The sequence below is a fragment of the Ruegeria sp. A5 genome (genome assembly GCF_056543005.1).
The window spans coordinates 130099-145954 of record NZ_JBQGAV010000006.1 but is presented as its reverse complement, the minus strand read 5'-3'; the positions used below and the strand labels follow the sequence as shown (position 1 = coordinate 145954).

The 15856-nt window shown below is 60.4% G+C and carries 13 protein-coding genes; all 13 read left to right on the top strand.

Annotation, left to right across the window (positions count from 1 at the left end; all coding sequences use genetic code 11):
• Window position 1 precedes the first annotated feature (1 nt).
• Entirely contained in the window at window positions 2-835 is an 834-nt protein-coding gene (locus ACR0AY_RS14655; RefSeq protein WP_010437538.1) for an amino acid ABC transporter permease, read from the top strand.
• Window positions 835-1566 carry an amino acid ABC transporter ATP-binding protein gene (locus ACR0AY_RS14650; RefSeq protein ID WP_170513334.1) on the top strand — a complete coding sequence of 244 codons (732 nt, stop codon included), beginning with the start codon at window positions 835-837 and terminating at the stop codon, window positions 1564-1566. The genes ACR0AY_RS14655 and ACR0AY_RS14650 overlap by 1 nt, the downstream gene beginning before the upstream one ends.
• Window positions 1567-1667: 101 nt before the next feature.
• On the top strand, window positions 1668-3143 hold the full coding sequence (locus ACR0AY_RS14645; protein WP_170513332.1) for a Y-family DNA polymerase: 1476 nt from the start codon (window positions 1668-1670) through the stop codon (window positions 3141-3143).
• Window positions 3140-6487, top strand: a complete 3348-nt coding sequence (locus tag ACR0AY_RS14640; RefSeq protein ID WP_170513329.1) for an error-prone DNA polymerase — start codon at window positions 3140-3142, stop codon at window positions 6485-6487. Before ACR0AY_RS14645 ends, ACR0AY_RS14640 begins: the two co-directional genes overlap by 4 nt.
• Before the next feature lie 145 nt (window positions 6488-6632).
• Complete coding sequence (gene cobS, locus ACR0AY_RS14635; RefSeq protein ID WP_010437533.1) at window positions 6633-7619, top strand: cobaltochelatase subunit CobS; 987 nt, start codon at window positions 6633-6635, stop codon at window positions 7617-7619.
• A gap of 121 nt (window positions 7620-7740) precedes the next feature.
• Window positions 7741-9618, top strand: a complete 1878-nt coding sequence (cobT, locus tag ACR0AY_RS14630; protein WP_170513326.1) for a cobaltochelatase subunit CobT — start codon at window positions 7741-7743, stop codon at window positions 9616-9618.
• A gap of 265 nt (window positions 9619-9883) precedes the next feature.
• A complete protein-coding gene (locus tag ACR0AY_RS14625) occupies window positions 9884-11050 on the top strand; it encodes an alpha/beta hydrolase (RefSeq protein ID WP_170597488.1) in 1167 nt (388 codons plus the stop codon).
• Between the two features lie 77 nt (window positions 11051-11127).
• Entirely contained in the window at window positions 11128-12918 is a 1791-nt protein-coding gene (locus ACR0AY_RS14620) for an aminopeptidase P family protein (RefSeq protein ID WP_170513321.1), read from the top strand.
• Between the two features lie 63 nt (window positions 12919-12981).
• Window positions 12982-13326 carry a DUF427 domain-containing protein gene (locus tag ACR0AY_RS14615; RefSeq protein WP_170392698.1) on the top strand — a complete coding sequence of 115 codons (345 nt, stop codon included), beginning with the start codon at window positions 12982-12984 and terminating at the stop codon, window positions 13324-13326.
• Between the two features lie 86 nt (window positions 13327-13412).
• Window positions 13413-13967, top strand: coding sequence for a DUF333 domain-containing protein (locus tag ACR0AY_RS14610; RefSeq protein WP_170402456.1), 555 nt, complete (start codon window positions 13413-13415; stop codon window positions 13965-13967).
• A gap of 134 nt (window positions 13968-14101) precedes the next feature.
• A complete protein-coding gene (locus tag ACR0AY_RS14605; RefSeq protein ID WP_170513318.1) occupies window positions 14102-14338 on the top strand; it encodes a hypothetical protein in 237 nt (78 codons plus the stop codon).
• Between the two features lie 333 nt (window positions 14339-14671).
• Window positions 14672-15547: a carbon-nitrogen hydrolase family protein gene (locus ACR0AY_RS14600; RefSeq protein WP_170513314.1), complete on the top strand. Its 876-nt coding sequence runs from the start codon at window positions 14672-14674 to the stop codon at window positions 15545-15547.
• 90 nt (window positions 15548-15637) lie between these two features.
• On the top strand, window positions 15638-15856 hold the full coding sequence (gene infA, locus ACR0AY_RS14595) for a translation initiation factor IF-1 (protein ID WP_005978431.1): 219 nt from the start codon (window positions 15638-15640) through the stop codon (window positions 15854-15856).

Below are 15856 nucleotides of genomic sequence, written 5' to 3'. Positions count from 1 at the left end.
CATGGCAGATCATAAGGCGGCGGGGATGACCCGCCGCGAACGGTACGAGGCGCACCAACGACGCAGGTCGTTGGTGATCGCCACGATAAGCACGGTCACAGTTGTGGCCGCGATTTACTTTCTGGTGCCGCTCGCGCCGGGCTGGTCGAAGGTTCAGCAGAGCTTTTTTAACGGCGAGACGCTTGTCAAAACCTTCCCGAAACTGCTTGAAGCGTTTCGGATCAACGTGATGATCTTTTTGTGGTCCGCACCGGCGATCGCCGTGCTTGGCCTGTTGATTGCCTTGGCGCGGGATGCCAAATCGCCCGCCCTGTTTCCGCTGCGCATCTTTGGCGCGGCGTTCACCGACATTTTCCGCGGCGTGCCAGTGATCCTGACGGTCTATCTGATCGGCTTCGGCATTCCGGGGCTGGGCCTGCCGCGCCCGTGGAATTCGCCTTACATATGGGGCTCGCTGGCGCTGATCCTGACTTACTCGGCCTATGTGGCTGAAATCTTCCGCTCAGGCATCGACAGCGTCCACCACAGCCAGCGCGCCGCCGCATTGTCGCTGGGTCTGTCGGAACGGCAAGTGATGCGCGACGTGGTGTTGCCGCAGGCGATCCGCAACGTGGTGCCCTCACAGATGAACATGCTGATTGCGCTGCAAAAGGATGTCTCTCTGCTCAGCTTTATCGGCCCGGTCGAGATCTTCCGTCAGGCGGGGGTATTCAAATCGCTACTGGCGAATTTCACCCCCTATGTGGGCGCGGCGATCATCTTCCTGATCGTCACCATCCCCGCCACACGCTACGCCGATCACCTGATGGCCCGCCAAATGCGAGAGAGGCGCTGATGCCCAAACTAGAACTTCAGGGCGTGGTGAAACGCTTTGGCGACCGCACGGTCTGTGACGGGATTAATCTCACCGTTGATGAGGGCCAAATGGTTTGCTTGATCGGCGCATCCGGGTCGGGCAAGTCGACTCTGCTGCGTTGTATCAACCTGCTGGAACCCATCGAAGACGGCGCGATCTTTCTGGATGGCGAGGATATCTCGATCCCCGGTCTGAACCCGCAATCGGTGCGTGCCCGGATCGGGATCGTGTTCCAGAGCTTCAACCTGTTTCCGCATATGACCGCGCTTGAGAATGTCATGCTCGCGCCCCGCCGGGTGCGTGGGCTGACGCGCGCTGAATTGCAGCCCGAGGTCGAAGCGCTGTTCACCCGGTTCGGGTTGGCCGACCGGATGAACAACTATCCCGACCAATTGTCGGGCGGGCAGCAGCAGCGCGTCGCCATCGTGCGCGCCTTGGCCATGCAGCCTGAGGTCATGCTGTTTGATGAGATCACCTCGGCCCTCGACCCTCAACTTGTGGGCGAGGTGCTGGATGTTCTGCTGATGCTCAAGAAACAGGGCATGACGATGGTGATGGCCACGCATGAAATGGGCTTTGCCCGCGAGGCCGCCGACAAGATCTGTTTCCTCGACAGCGGACGGATCATCGAAGAAGGCCCGCCCGAGGCGTTGTTTGACCACCCTTCGCACCAGACCACGCAGGCCTTTTTGGCGCGGGCGTTGAAGTAAGCGCGCGGGCTCTGAATTCCTGACGATCTGGCCCTCAAGGACTCGACTCTTTGAGGGTCAAGAACATATAAGAACAAATGTAGAACATTTGGGGGTTTTATATGTTCGGCGGGATGCAGCGCCGCATCGTTTCACTCTGGTTTCCCCGGCTGGCAAGTGACCGGGCTTTGCGTGTGCGCCCGGTCGATGGGCCGTTTGTTCTGACGCTGAAACAGAACAATGCAAACCGGGTGTATTGCCTGAATGTGCAGGCCCAGCGGCAGGGCCTGCACAGCGGCATGCCCTATTCCGATGCCCGCGCCTTTTGCCCCGATCTGCAAAGCCATCCCGCCGACCCGCAAGGAGATCAGCGGTTTCTGCACGCCCTGCGCCGCTGGGCCACGCGCTATTGCCCCTGGGTCGGGCTCGAGGGTGAGGATGGGCTGGTTCTGGACATCACAGGATCGGCGCATCTTGCGGGCGGGGAAGAGATGATGCTGACCGACATGCGCAGGCGTCTGGCCCGGGCCGGGCTGACGGTGCAGATCGGTCTGGCCCCGACACGCGGCGCGGCCTGGGCCTTGGCACATTATGGCGAGGGGGTCGCAACCCAAGATACGCTGAAGGCCATCCGCGCCCTGCCGGTGGCAGCGCTGCGGCTGGATGAGGATACCTCGGTCGCGCTGCAACGGCTGGGACTGCGCCGGATTGGCGAACTGGCGCAAACCCCGCGCGCGCCGCTGACACGCCGCTTTGGCCCCGAGGTACTGATGCGTCTGGATCAGGCGCTGGGGGATCAACCTGAACAGATTACCCCGCTGGCCGATCCGCCCCATTACGGCGTGCGCATGACCCTGCCCGAGCCCATTGGGCTGCTGTCCGACATGATGGCCGGGGCGGAACGGCTGCTGGAACGGCTCTGCGACAAGCTGAAAGCGCAGGAAATGGGCGCGCGCAAGCTGTGCATCACCTTGCGCCGGGTGGATCAGGACCACCAACAGGTCGAGCTGCGGCTGGCCCGCCCTCTGCGTGATCCGTATCGCATCCTGCCCCTGTTCGAGCGTGGATTGACCGAGGTGGATGCAGGCTTTGGCGTCGATCAACTGCGGCTCGAGGCCACGCTGGTGGAACCCTTGCCGGTGCGCCAGATCAGCCGCGCCGCAAGCCGGGGCAAAGATCAACTGGATGACCTGATCACCCGCATCGGCACCCGCATCGGGTTGGAACAGGTCCACCGCCTGCTGCCCGCGCAAAGCCATATCCCCGAACGCAGCTTCATCATCTCGCCCGCCGCCTATTCCGACCCTGCAGGCGGTTGGGTCGCCCTGCGCCCTCGCCCCCTGCAGCTGTTTCCGCCGGAACCCATCGCCGGATCAGGCCCACACCCGCCGTGCCGCTTTCGCTGGCGGCGCATGTCGCTGACCACAGGCCGCTCAACCGGCCCCGAACGCATCTGCCCCGAATGGTGGCTGGAGGATGAGAACTGGCGCACGGGCCTGCGCGATTACTGGCAGATTGAAACCCGGCAGGGGCGGCGATTGTGGCTGTATTACACCCCGCAAAATCCGGGATGGTTCGTGCATGGGGAATTCGCATGACCAAACCGAACCCGCCCAGCTCACACGCGCAGGACCCCGGCTATGCCGAGCTGGGCGTGACCACCAATTTCACCTTCCTGACCGGGGCCTCGCACCCAGAAGAGCTGGTGACCCGCGCGGCAGAGCTGGGCCTGAAGGCCATCGCGATCACCGACCGGAACTCACTGGCTGGGGTGGTCCGGGGCTGGAGCGCGTTGAAAGAACTGCGGCGCGAGGCTGAAGGCGCGGTTCAGATCCGCTCGCAGCACCGCCTCGATTCTTCGTCCCGACAAGAGGTCGGGCATGTGCAGCCAATCGACAAACCGGACGTACCCGCCCTGCCCAAGTTGATCGTCGGCTGCCGTCTGGTTCTGCGCGACAGCGCGGTGCACTGGCTGGCCCTGCCCCGCGACCGCGCCGCCTATCAGCGGCTGACCCGGCTGCTGACGCTGGGCAAGCGACGGGCCGAGAAAGGCGACTGTCATCTGGACCTGCAGGACATGCTGGCGGCCTGTCAGGGGATGATACTGATCGCGCTGCCTCAGGCGGGGTTGAAACAGGCCATCCCCGATATTCAGACCGTCCGGCGGCAATTCCCCAATGCGGTGTTTCTGGGGGCCGTGCCGCGTTATGACGGCAGCGACCGGGCCTATCTGACGGCCTGTGCGCAGGCGGCGCTGCGGGCCTCGGCCCCGATGGTGGCGGTGGGCGATGTGCTGATGCACCGTGGCAGCCGCCGCCAACTGGCCGATGTGCTGACCTGCATGCGCGAACACATCACGATTGACCAGATCGGCACCCGCGCCCTGCCCAATGCCGAGCGGCGGCTGAAAGGCTACGCGGATATGGCCCGGCTGTTTCAGGACCACCCCGGCGCGCTGCGCCGCACGCTGGAAATCGCCGACCGCTGCAGCTTTGACTTAAGTGAGTTGTCTTATGAATACCCCGACGAGATCGCCAGCACTGAAACCCCGCTGGCGCGGCTAGAACGTCTAGCGCGCGAGGGGTTGAAACGGCGCTATCCCGATGGCCCGACCGAGAAGGCCATCAACCTGATGAAAAAGGAACTGGCGCTGGTCGCCGATCTGGATTTCCCGGCCTATTTCCTGACCGTGCATGACATTGTGCAATTCGCCCGCTCGCAAGGCATTCTGTGTCAGGGGCGCGGCTCGGCCGCCAATTCGATCCTGTGTTATCTGCTGGGCATCACCGATGTCAGCCCCGACATGATCGCCATGGTGTTCGAGCGTTTTGTCTCGAAATACCGGGGTGAGCCGCCGGATATCGATGTGGATTTCGAACACGAGCGGCGCGAAGAGGTGATCCAATGGATTTACGAGCAATATGGCCGCCACCGCGCGGGCCTCTGTGCCACGGTCATCCATTTCCGATCCCGCGCGGCAATCCGCGAGGTGGGCAAGGTGATGGGCCTGTCTCAGGACGTGACCGCGGGCCTGTCCGGCCAGATCTGGGGGATGAGCAATGGCGGCGTTGATGCCGAGCGGCTGCAGGAACTGGGCCTCGACCTCAAAGACCGGCGCCTGATGCAGACGGTTCGCCTGATTGGCGAGATCATCGGCTTCCCGCGCCATCTGTCGCAGCATGTGGGTGGGTTCGTCATCACCAAAGGGCGGCTGGATGAGCTATGCCCGATCGAAAACGCCGCGATGGAAGACCGCACCGTGATCGAATGGGACAAGGATGACATCGACGCGCTTGGCATTCTGAAGGTGGATATATTGGGGCTGGGGATGCTCAGTTGCATCCGCAAGGCGTTTGACCTGATGCAACAGCACAACAGCGAAACCCTCAGCATCGCGACCGTCCCGCAAGAGGACGTGGCGACCTATGACATGCTGTGTGCCGCTGATGCGGTGGGCGTGTTTCAGGTCGAAAGCCGGGCACAAATGAATTTCCTGCCCCGGATGAGGCCGCGCGAATTCTACGATCTGGTGATCGAGGTTGCCATCGTCCGCCCCGGCCCTATCCAGGGCGATATGGTGCAGCCCTATATCCGGCGGCGCAACGGGCTGGAAAAGTCCGAACCCTTCGGCCCCGCTTTGGAAGAGGTGACACGGCGCACGCTGGGCGTGCCGCTGTTTCAGGAACAGGCCCTGCAAATCGCCGTGGTTGGTGCAGGGTTTTCGGCGGAAGAGGCGGATCACCTGCGCCGCTCGCTGGCCTCATTCCGGCGCATGGGGACCATTGGCACTTATCGCGACAAGTTCATCGCAGGGATGCTGAACAATGGCTATACGCCCGAAGTCGCCGACCGCTGCTTTGGCCAGATCGAAGGCTTTGCCGATTACGGCTTTCCCGAAAGCCACGCAGCGGCTTTTGCCATGCTGGCCTATGTCTCGGCCTGGATGAAATGCCACCACCCGGCGATCTTTGCCTGCGCGCTGCTGAATTCGCAGCCCATGGGGTTTTACGCGCCTGCCCAAATCGTGCGCGACGCGCGCGAGCATGGGGTCGAGATCCGCCCAGTCTGCGTAAACGCCTCGACCTGGGACAATCTGCTGGAACGTCGTGCTGACGGGGCGCTGGGCCTGCGGCTGGGCTTTCGCCAGATCAAGGGGTTCAAGCAGGAGGACGCGGATTGGATCGTGGCCGCGCGGGGCAATGGGTATCCGGACCCCGAAACGCTGTGGCTGCGGGCCGGGCTGCGCCCGGATGTTCTGACCCGTCTGGCCGAGGCGGATGCGTTCTCCGGCATGGACCTGACCCGGCGCGACGCCCTGTGGCATGTCAAAGCCATTCGCAGCCGGACCGCCCTGCCGCTGTTCAATGACCCCATCGATGGCGAGAGCATCAATGAGCCGCAGGTCAACCTGCCGGTGATGCATCTGGGCGAGGAGGTTGTCGAAGACTACGTCTCGACCCGCCTGACCCTGCGCTCGCACCCGATGGAGCTGTTGCGCCCGTCCCTGCCCGGCCTTGTGCCGCATGCCACGCTGCAGGACATCCCGCTGGGCCGCTACAGCGTCTGCGGGTTGGTGATTACGCGCCAGCGGCCGGGAACTGCCTCGGGCGTGATCTTTCTGACGCTTGAGGATGAAACCGGGGTCAGCAATGTGGTTGTCTGGCCCAAGGTCTATGAACGGTTTCGCCGCATCGTGATGGGCGGGCGGTTGCTGCAGGTTCGCGGGTATCTGCAGCGCGAGGGGATCGTCGTGCATCTGATCGCGCAGGAGATCACCGATATGTCGCATAAACTGTCCGAGCTTGGGCATCCGCTGGATGAGGTCATCGGCATCACCCAACCGCAAGCGGATGACACCCCGCGCCCCCGGCAGAACGGCCCAAGCGCCCGCCATCCGCGCGAACAGGCCAAGCGTCTGTTCCCAAGCCGGGATTTTCACTAGAACCCGCGCCAGCATAAGGCCAGTTTCAAAGAAACATCTGGCTAACGTGATCCGGTCACCTCTTTCCCTTGCCCTTGCCCGCAATATGTTGCACCACACACGGGTTCAAACCCGGTGAACGGGCCAAAGGATAAGGACAAGGCGCATGGCTGACGGATCGATCGACATCAACGCAAAACCCACCGAGGACATTTCGGTTCGCGAGGTGTTTGGCATTGACAGCGATATGGCAGTCAAAGGCTTTGCCGAACGCAGCGACCGCGTGCCGGTGATCGACCCGACCTACAAGTTCGATCCCGAAACCACGTTGGCGATTCTTGCGGGCTTTACCCATAACCGCCGGGTGATGATTCAGGGCTATCACGGCACCGGGAAATCGACCCATATCGAACAGGTTGCCGCCCGTCTGAACTGGCCTGCCGTGCGCGTGAACCTCGACAGCCATATCAGCCGGATCGACCTGATTGGTAAGGACGCGATCAAACTGCGCGACGGCAAGCAGGTCACTGAATTCCACGAAGGCATCCTGCCCTGGGCGCTGCGCAACCCCGTTGCCATCGTCTTCGACGAATACGACGCGGGCCGTGCGGATGTGATGTTCGTGATCCAGCGCGTGCTGGAGCATGACGGCAAGCTGACCTTGCTGGACCAGAACGAGATCATCACACCGAACCCGAACTTCCGCCTGTTTGCCACCGCCAACACCGTGGGTCTGGGCGACACCACAGGCCTCTATCATGGCACGCAGCAGATCAACCAGGCGCAGATGGACCGCTGGTCGCTGGTTTCGACGCTGAACTATCTCAGCCACGATGCCGAGACGATGATCGTTCTGTCGAAAGCGCCGCATTACAACACCGCCGAGGGCCGCAAGACCGTCAGCCAGATGGTCACCGTCGCCGACCTGACCCGGACCGCCTTCATGAACGGCGATCTGTCGACCGTCATGAGCCCCCGGACCGTGATCAACTGGGCCCAAAACGCAGAAATCTTCCGCAACATCGGCTATGCCTTCCGCCTGTCGTTCCTGAACAAATGTGACGAGCTAGAGCGCCAGACGGTTGCTGAGTTCTATCAGCGCTGCTTTGATGAGGAACTGCCGGAAAGCGCGGCGAGCGCGAGCTTGGGCTAAGCAATATGAATTGCGCCCTGCGGGGCGCAATGCCTCCGGCGGAGGTATTTTTGGCCAGATGAAGGGGGATCCGGTTTCGCATTGATGCGGCGGGTCACTGCAACACAAAGGGCGATTGAACATGGTGCAGAAGAACGACAATCCTGCTGATCCGTTCAAGAAGGCTCTGGCCGAGGCTACTAAAGTTATGGCCGACGACCCCGAATTGTCGGTGAGCTACACTGTTGATCCATCGGGCCTGTCGGGCGAGTCGATGCGTTTGCCGCAGGTCTCACGCCGGATGACGCGCGAAGAGGTTCTGTTGGCGCGCGGGACGGCAGACGCATTAGCTTTACAACGCAAATATCATGATGACGCGACCCATGCGCGATATGCCCCTCCAGGTGATATGGCGCGGGATCTTTATGAGGCGATGGAGACCGCCCGGTGCGAGGCGATGGGTGCGCGGGACATGCCCGGCACCGCGTCGAATATCGACGTCAAGATCGGGCATGAGGCGATCCGGCGCGGCTATGATCAGTGCAAACAGCCTGCGGATGCGCCATTGGCTGTGGCGGCGGGCTATCTGATCCGGCATCTGGCCACGGGCCGCGACATGCCGCCTGCCGCCGAGAATGTCATGAACCTGTGGCGCGGATTTATCGAGGAACAGGCCGGCGGGACGCTGGAAAATCTTGACGAAATCCTCTCGGACCAGGCCGAATTTGCCAAATTCGCCCGACAGATGATCAAAGACCTGGGTTACGGCGATCAGCTGGGTGATGACCCGGATGAACTGGACGACGAACAGGAAGATCAGGCCGAAGATGACGCCGAAGAGCAGCCCGATCCCGACAGCACCGGGCAGGATGATCAGGACGAACAGGACGCCGATGCAACCCCTGAACAAACTCAGGAAGAACAGCAGGACCAGTCTCAGGCTCAGGTCTCGATGGACGAGATGGCCGAGGATGAGATGGGTGATGAGGCTGAAATGCCCGAGGGCGAGGCTCCGCTAGAACCGCCAGCCCCGCCACCTGCGTCCGAGGCGGACCCGGATTACAAGGTCTATCTGAACACCCACGACGAAGAGATCGCAGCTGAAGATCTGGCCGAACCGGCCGAGCTGGAACGCCTTCGCGCCTATCTGGACCAGCAGTTGGAGCCCTTGAAGGGCGCGGTCAGCCGTCTGGCTAACAAGTTGCAACGCCGCCTGCAGGCGCAGCAGAACCGGTCTTGGGAGTTCGACCGCGAGGAAGGCATTCTGGATGCCGGACGTCTGGCGCGCGTCGTGGCCAACCCGACCACGCCACTAAGCTTCAAGGTCGAAAAAGATACCGAATTCCGCGATACGGTGGTGACGCTGCTTCTGGACAATTCCGGCTCGATGCGGGGCCGTCCGATCTCGATTGCCGCGATCTGTGCAGATGTCCTGGCGCGGACGCTGGAACGTTGCAACGTCAAGGTCGAGATCCTGGGCTTTACCACCCGGGCCTGGAAAGGCGGTCAGGCGCGCGAGGCGTGGCTGAACGATGGCCGCCCGCAGCAACCGGGGCGTCTGAACGATCTGCGCCACATCATCTACAAGGGCGCCGATGCCCCATGGCGTCGCGCGCGACCCAATCTGGGGCTGATGATGAAAGAGGGCCTGCTGAAGGAAAACATCGACGGTGAGGCGCTGGAATGGGCGCATCGCCGGATGCTCGCGCGGCGTGAGGCCCGCAAGATCCTGATGGTGATCTCGGATGGCGCTCCGGTCGATGATTCAACGCTCAGCGTGAACCCGGCGAACTATCTGGAAAAACACCTGCGCGACGTGATTGCGATGGTGGAAAAACGCAAGATGGTGGAATTGCTGGCCATCGGGATCGGCCATGACGTGACGCGCTATTATGACCGCGCCGTGACGATCACCGATGTCGAGCAGCTTGCAGGTGCTATGACCGAGCAGTTGGCCGCACTGTTCGACAGCGACCCGCGCGCCCGCGCGCGCGTGATGGGGATGAAGCGGGCCAGTTGACGGCCCTGCTTCGACAGTGCAGACTTAGTGCCATCCAAGCCAGTTTTTGCACCGCTGAAGGCGACTTTGCTTATGGTGGCGTAACGGATAGCGCATAAGCGCTATATCGAAGGGCAGGAACATCATTCGTTCTCCTGTTTATCTGCTTGGATAGTGTCCCAACCCTGTCCGGCCTGCTTGTAGCTGGTCCTGAGATACGCCCTAGAAACCCTTGAGATTGTTGTTGAACCTTGTCGTTCCGCGAGAAACGGAGTGTATTTGCCCCATGCGCTATGAGTTTGCAGACTGTATTCTGGATGTGGATCGACACGTCCTGACCCGCCGGGGCGAGCCCGTCGCAATCGAACCTCAGGTATTCGATCTGTTGGTCCTCTTGGCCCAGCACCCAGGTAAGCTGGTGCCCCGGGACGAGATCATCGCGCGGGTATGGAGTGGCCGCTTTGTCTCGGATTCTACCATCAGCGCACGAATTGCAGCAGCGCGTAAAGCAGTCGGCGATGATGGCAAAGCGCAACGGATCATTCGGACAGTCGTACGGCGCGGGTTGCAAATGGCGGCGGATGTTACCTGCGACGCCGACACCAGTTCAGGCGTAGAAAACCATACGCAACGGCTGCGTTACGCGCGCGGTGCGAAGGGCCGCGCTGTTCCATACACGCTTTCCGGTGATGGGTTGCCGGTGCTGCGCATCGGTTCGGTCGTGCACGATCTGGAGGCGGAATGGCGCATCCCGTCCGAGCGTACCCGGTTACAGGACATGGCAAACCGTTTCCGCCTGTTACGCTACAACAAGGACAATGACGTCAGCTCAAACATCGATCATCAGGCGGTGTATGACCGCAGAATAGAAGAAATCCTGACCGTCGTGAATGCAGCGGGGTTTGACCGCTTTTCCATTCTCGGTGAAATGGGCGGCACCTTCCCTGCCCTACACTTCGCCGCAAGGCACCCCGAGCGGATTGACAAGCTGGTTGTCTCCGGCGGATGGGCAGAAGGGCGAGATTACCGAGAAGATACCAAACAACCCGACTCGATCCGGTCACTGATCGCGGAAGGCTGGAACACGCCGGGCAGCGGCTATGCTATGGGCGCTGAATTCAGCTATTTTCCAGAAGGTCCGCTGGATAGCGTTCGGCACATGGTCAATGAATTGCAGACACTTTATTCAAGCGAGGAAAGACTTCACTACCGTGACATCGCCAATAGCACCTCGGTGCTGCAACTTCTTCCGATGGTGCAATGCCCCACGCTGGTTCTGCACGGGCGGCACACAGCCGTTCACCCCCTGTCCGAGGCGCGCAAACTGGCGGCTGGAATCCCCAATGCCTCGCTTGTGATCCTTGAGACCGGCAACCAGATACCATTGCCTGGAAATGAGGCCTACAACCCATATATCCAGGCCATTCAACGCTTTCTTGAGACAGAAGAATAGTGTGCGCCGGGGCGCTGGACATTTCCTACCGCAGGCCGCAGGTTTGCGCGCAGCAAGACCGACGAATGAGGCCGCCCATGTTCCAGAGTTTCGAAGTGACCGCACGCCCCGAGCAAGGCCCACCACGACTGGCCGCTTTGCGGGACGAGCTGGCGCGCGAAAACCTGCAGGGCTTCCTGATCCCGCGTGCGGATGCGCATCAGGGTGAATATGTGGCCCCTCGGGATGAAAGGCTGGCCTGGCTTACCGGATTCACCGGTTCTGCGGGGTTTTGCGCGGCGCTCACGGACATTGCCGGGGTTTTCATCGACGGGCGCTATCGCACTCAGGTAAAGGCCCAGGTCGCACAGGATTACACGCCGGTCCCATGGCCAGATGTCAGCCTGAGCGCCTGGTTGAAAGAGCAATTGCCAAATGGCGGCAAAGTCGGGTTTGATCCGTGGCTCCACGCTGCAGGACAGATTTCGTCTGCACAGAAAGAGCTTGAAGGCAGCGGCGTCGAACTGGTGCGCTGTGATAACCTTGTAGACCGAATTTGGGCGGATCAACCCGACCCTCCGATGAATCCTGTCAGGGCACATCCGATTGAATTTGCAGGTGAAAGCGCCGAGAGCAAAATCAAGCGCCTCGCGAGTGACCTGCAGAGCGCAGATCGCGCGGCAGCGGTGATCACCTTGCCGGATTCGATCATGTGGTTGTTGAATATCCGCGGCGCGGACATCGCATACAACCCTGTGGCCCATGGCTTTGCCATCCTGCACGGTGATGGGCGGGTGGATCTGTTCATGGCCGCTGCCAAACTGAACGGGCTGAAGGATCATCTGGTCCCGCAGGTCACCCAACACCAACCCGACGCGTTCCTGACAGCGGTTGAGGCACTTGAAGGCAAGGTACAGGTCGATCCGGGAACGGTTCCGCAGATCGTAGCGGATGCGTTGGGGGACCGTATGGTCGATGGCGGCGATCCCTGCGCCCTGCCCAAAGCCCGCAAGAACCCGGCCGAAATCGCAGGCACGGCCGAGGCACATCTGCGAGATGCCGCAGCGGTGATCGAACTGCTGTGTTGGTTGGACGCGCAGAAGCCCGGCACCCTGACCGAGACACAGGTAGTAACGCGGCTGGAAGAAAGCCGCCGCCGGGACAACGCGCTGCAGGATATCTCATTCGACACCATCGCGGGCACCGGGCCGAACGGGGCCATCATGCATTATCGCGTGACCGAGGAAACCGACAGCAGGCTGGAAAACGGTCACCTGCTGGTGCTGGACAGCGGTGGGCAATATCTGGACGGCACCACCGATATCACCCGCACAATTGCAATCGGCGATGTTAGGGATGAGGAGAAGGCCTGCTTTACACGCGTCCTCAAAGGCATGATCGCCATGTCGATGCTACGCTGGCCTGTTGGCTTGGCAGGACGCGATATCGAATGCGTAGCGCGGCTGCCGCTATGGCTGGCCGGGCAGGATTTCAACCATGGGGTCGGTCATGGGGTCGGTACCTATCTCAGCGTGCATGAGGGCCCTCAGCGCCTGTCTCGGGTCAGCCATGTCCCGCTTGAGCCGGGTATGATCCTGTCGAACGAGCCGGGATATTACCGCGAGGGTGCTTTTGGCATCCGGCTTGAGAACCTTGTCGTAGTGGAAGAGGCCCCAAACCTGCCCAACGGTGACGACGAACGCGCCATGCTGAACTGGCGTACGCTGACTTATGTCCCAATCGACAGGCGTTTGATTGTAGTCGATATGCTGACACGAGAGGAACGTGCTTGGCTGAACGCCTATCACCGCGACGTGGCGGAAAAAGTCCGGCCAAGGCTGGGCGACGCCGCTCAACTGTGGTTGGATGCCGCAACCGCACCGGTCTGACACCGGATTGTTACATAGTTTGGGCAGAGGAGAAGCCCTGACACGACGAGGGAAGGAACAGGAATGACAGACACCATCACGATCCGCAAAGCACCGGGCAAATGGAGCGTCCGCTCAGGCGGCGCGATTTTGGGTGAAACCAACAACGCGCTGGAACTTCTGGAAGGCGACAAAGACCCGGTTATCTACTTCCCGCGTGCGGACATTGCGATGGCCTTTCTGGATCGGACCAACAAAGTCACCCAATGCGCAGGCAAGGGAGACGCCACGCATTTCTCGATCGTAAACAAATCCTCAGTCACCGAAAACGCCGCTTGGAGTTATGAAAACCCGATCGACGCAGTGGCCGAAATCAAGGATCACTTGGCCTTTTATCCCGCAGACTCGATCAAGGTGGAACAACTCTGATCCAAGTATCCGTGCAGGACCGGATCGATCTGCAAAACGGCGAAAATCCTCAGAACCTGCCCTGTCCACAATGTTGCGAGGTGACCATGACAAAGCGTCTATTGAATTCCGCAGGCCCGATTGCGGCCCTGACGATGGCCTTTTCAATGGCCCTGCCCGCCGCAAGCTCTGCCAACACCGGTCTGGCCAATCCCGCGGCAACATATTGCATCGCGCAAGGCGGGCTCTACGGTATACATGACGGCCCGGACGGTCAGAGCGGTATCTGCCAATTACCCGACGGCACCCGGATCGATGCCTGGACCTATTTTCGTGAACACCATGCGGGCGCGGATGGCAGCAAGCCGGTCGGCCTTGCAAATCCCGCCGCCGTGTACTGTGGCTCAATTGGAGGCGAATATGACTTGACCACGTCTCGCTGCGCACTGAGCGACGGTACGTCCGCCGATGCATGGGAGCTGTACCGCAAGGCACATGGAAAAACGCATCAGGTGGTGAACCCCGCAGCAGCCTACTGCCTTGAGATCGGCGGCAGCTACAAGATCAAAGACACTGGTTCGGGTCAGGTGGGTATATGCACCAAGCCGGACGGCACCTCGCAGGACGCATGGGCCCTGTTCCGTGCGGAAAATCCCGAGTGATCCGATCCGGTAATCAAGCCCGACATCCACACCCAAAATGAACTTGAAGCCCCGATTGAACCGCAGTTTACCGACGATCAGAGCGCGTGGTAGTGACCGTTTTGCGACAGCCTGATCGCGTCCATTAAGTCGCCTTGGCTAGTTATCAGGTTTTCCTGCAACGCAAGCCTATTATCTGGCTGCTGATTACACTGGGGTTCGCCTTCCTCGCCTTTGATGAAGGGTTTGAGATTCACGAAGCTCTGGACAAGGCGTTTCACCGCTTTTTCGGGATTTCGCAAACCAGCCTGACCGACCAGATCGAGGACATACCTGATCCCCGGATTTGCCCTTCTGGCCGCATCCTTGGTGCACGATGCCGTTACAAATGACAACGCCTTGTTTTTGTGAGTCGATATCCCCGGGGCCAATGTTCTTGATGTAAAACTGCCCCTTCGCACGCTTGAGGAACTTGAAAAACTGATGCCCGAGGTGGAGTTCCTTGCCTGTTTCGTTCAGGTTCTTCGATAGGTCAAATCGACCTCTGATCAGCCATTCGATGCAATCTCTGCACCGGCAGCCGAGAAAGCCTGCCAATAAACACACACCCGCCTCGAAACAGTAAGTCGCAACATAGGTTTCAGAACCACCCGCGCCGCGATTGCAGTAGCCCTGGACGATCTGCTGTTCTAGTGTCGCGCAGCGACCAGACATAGGACTTGGGAATGAAAATCGCCACCGCCGCCTACGACCTCGATTGGCTCGATAGTTGGGCTCAATATGAAGACAAGCTTGAGGCATGGGTTTCCGAGGCCGCAGGACAAGGTGCCGACCTTCTGGTCTTTCCCGAATACGGCGCAATGGAGTTGTCGACGCTCGACGGCCCTAAGGTGGCCGGTGATCTCGAACGCTCAATCCGGGCGGTTTCCGACCGGATGGAAGATGTACAAGTTGTGCATTCGCGCCTTGCAAAGATGTACAACACATACATTCTGGGGGCTTCCGCCCCGGTCATCGACGGACCAGGGCGCCCGGTGAACCGCGCAGTGTTCTACGCTCCTGACGGTCGTCTCGATCATCAGGACAAGCAGATCATGACACGGTTTGAACGCGAGGCCTGGGACATCGCCCCGGGCGGTTCGTTGAAACTGTTTGATACCGCATTGGGTAAAATCGGCGTTCTGATCTGCTATGACAGTGAGTTCCCTCTCTTGGGTCGGGCCCTGAGCGAGGCCGATTTGATCCTCGTTCCATCCTGCACCGAAGCCCTGTCCGGGTATTGGCGTGTGCGGATCGGTGCCATGTCTCGTGCCCTTGAAAATCAATGTGTTACGGTAATGTCATCGTTAGTTGGCGGCAATGAATGGTCCGAAGCAGTCGACATGAATACCGGCATGGGTGGCGTGTTTGGCCCGCCCGATATCGGGTTCCCACCGTCGGGAGTGCTTGCCGAGGGCACGCTGAATACCGCCGGCTGGACCTATGCCGAGGCCGACCTGTCCACAATTGCAAACGTCCGCGCAGACGGGTGGGTGTTGAACCGCACGCACTGGACCGAGCAAGACGCTCGGGTCGATTCAGTCACAATATCACCCCTTTAGGTGACTTCGCCCTTGAAATAAGGCCGAAATAGGCTCATTTAAGCGCACGATCTGCAGATTCTGCAGGTGCAACCTAATGATGGAGACAACATGGCCAAGGAAGATACGCTCGAATTTCCCGGTGTCGTGAAGGAACTCCTGCCTAATGCGACGTTTCGGGTCGAGCTGGAAAACGGCCATGAGATCATCGCACATACGGCAGGCAAGATGCGCAAGAACCGCATCCGTGTTCTGGCCGGCGACAAAGTTCAGGTCGAAATGACCCCATATGATCTGACCAAGGGTCGGATCAACTATCGCTTCAAGTAA

Bases quoted from the DNA above. Each gene is read 5' to 3' on its own strand.
- ACR0AY_RS14655 (WP_010437538.1), top strand. From the start codon at position 2: ATGGCAGATCATAAGGCGGCGGGGATGACCCGCCGCGAACGGTACGAG.
- ACR0AY_RS14650 (WP_170513334.1), top strand. From the start codon at position 835: ATGCCCAAACTAGAACTTCAGGGCGTGGTGAAACGCTTTGGCGACCGC.
- ACR0AY_RS14645 (WP_170513332.1), top strand. From the start codon at position 1,668: ATGTTCGGCGGGATGCAGCGCCGCATCGTTTCACTCTGGTTTCCCCGG.
- ACR0AY_RS14640 (WP_170513329.1), top strand. From the start codon at position 3,140: ATGACCAAACCGAACCCGCCCAGCTCACACGCGCAGGACCCCGGCTAT.
- cobS (WP_010437533.1), top strand. From the start codon at position 6,633: ATGGCTGACGGATCGATCGACATCAACGCAAAACCCACCGAGGACATT.
- cobT (WP_170513326.1), top strand. From the start codon at position 7,741: ATGGTGCAGAAGAACGACAATCCTGCTGATCCGTTCAAGAAGGCTCTG.
- ACR0AY_RS14625 (WP_170597488.1), top strand. From the start codon at position 9,884: ATGCGCTATGAGTTTGCAGACTGTATTCTGGATGTGGATCGACACGTC.
- ACR0AY_RS14620 (WP_170513321.1), top strand. From the start codon at position 11,128: ATGTTCCAGAGTTTCGAAGTGACCGCACGCCCCGAGCAAGGCCCACCA.
- ACR0AY_RS14615 (WP_170392698.1), top strand. From the start codon at position 12,982: ATGACAGACACCATCACGATCCGCAAAGCACCGGGCAAATGGAGCGTC.
- ACR0AY_RS14610 (WP_170402456.1), top strand. From the start codon at position 13,413: ATGACAAAGCGTCTATTGAATTCCGCAGGCCCGATTGCGGCCCTGACG.
- ACR0AY_RS14600 (WP_170513314.1), top strand. From the start codon at position 14,672: ATGAAAATCGCCACCGCCGCCTACGACCTCGATTGGCTCGATAGTTGG.
- infA (WP_005978431.1), top strand. From the start codon at position 15,638: ATGGCCAAGGAAGATACGCTCGAATTTCCCGGTGTCGTGAAGGAACTC.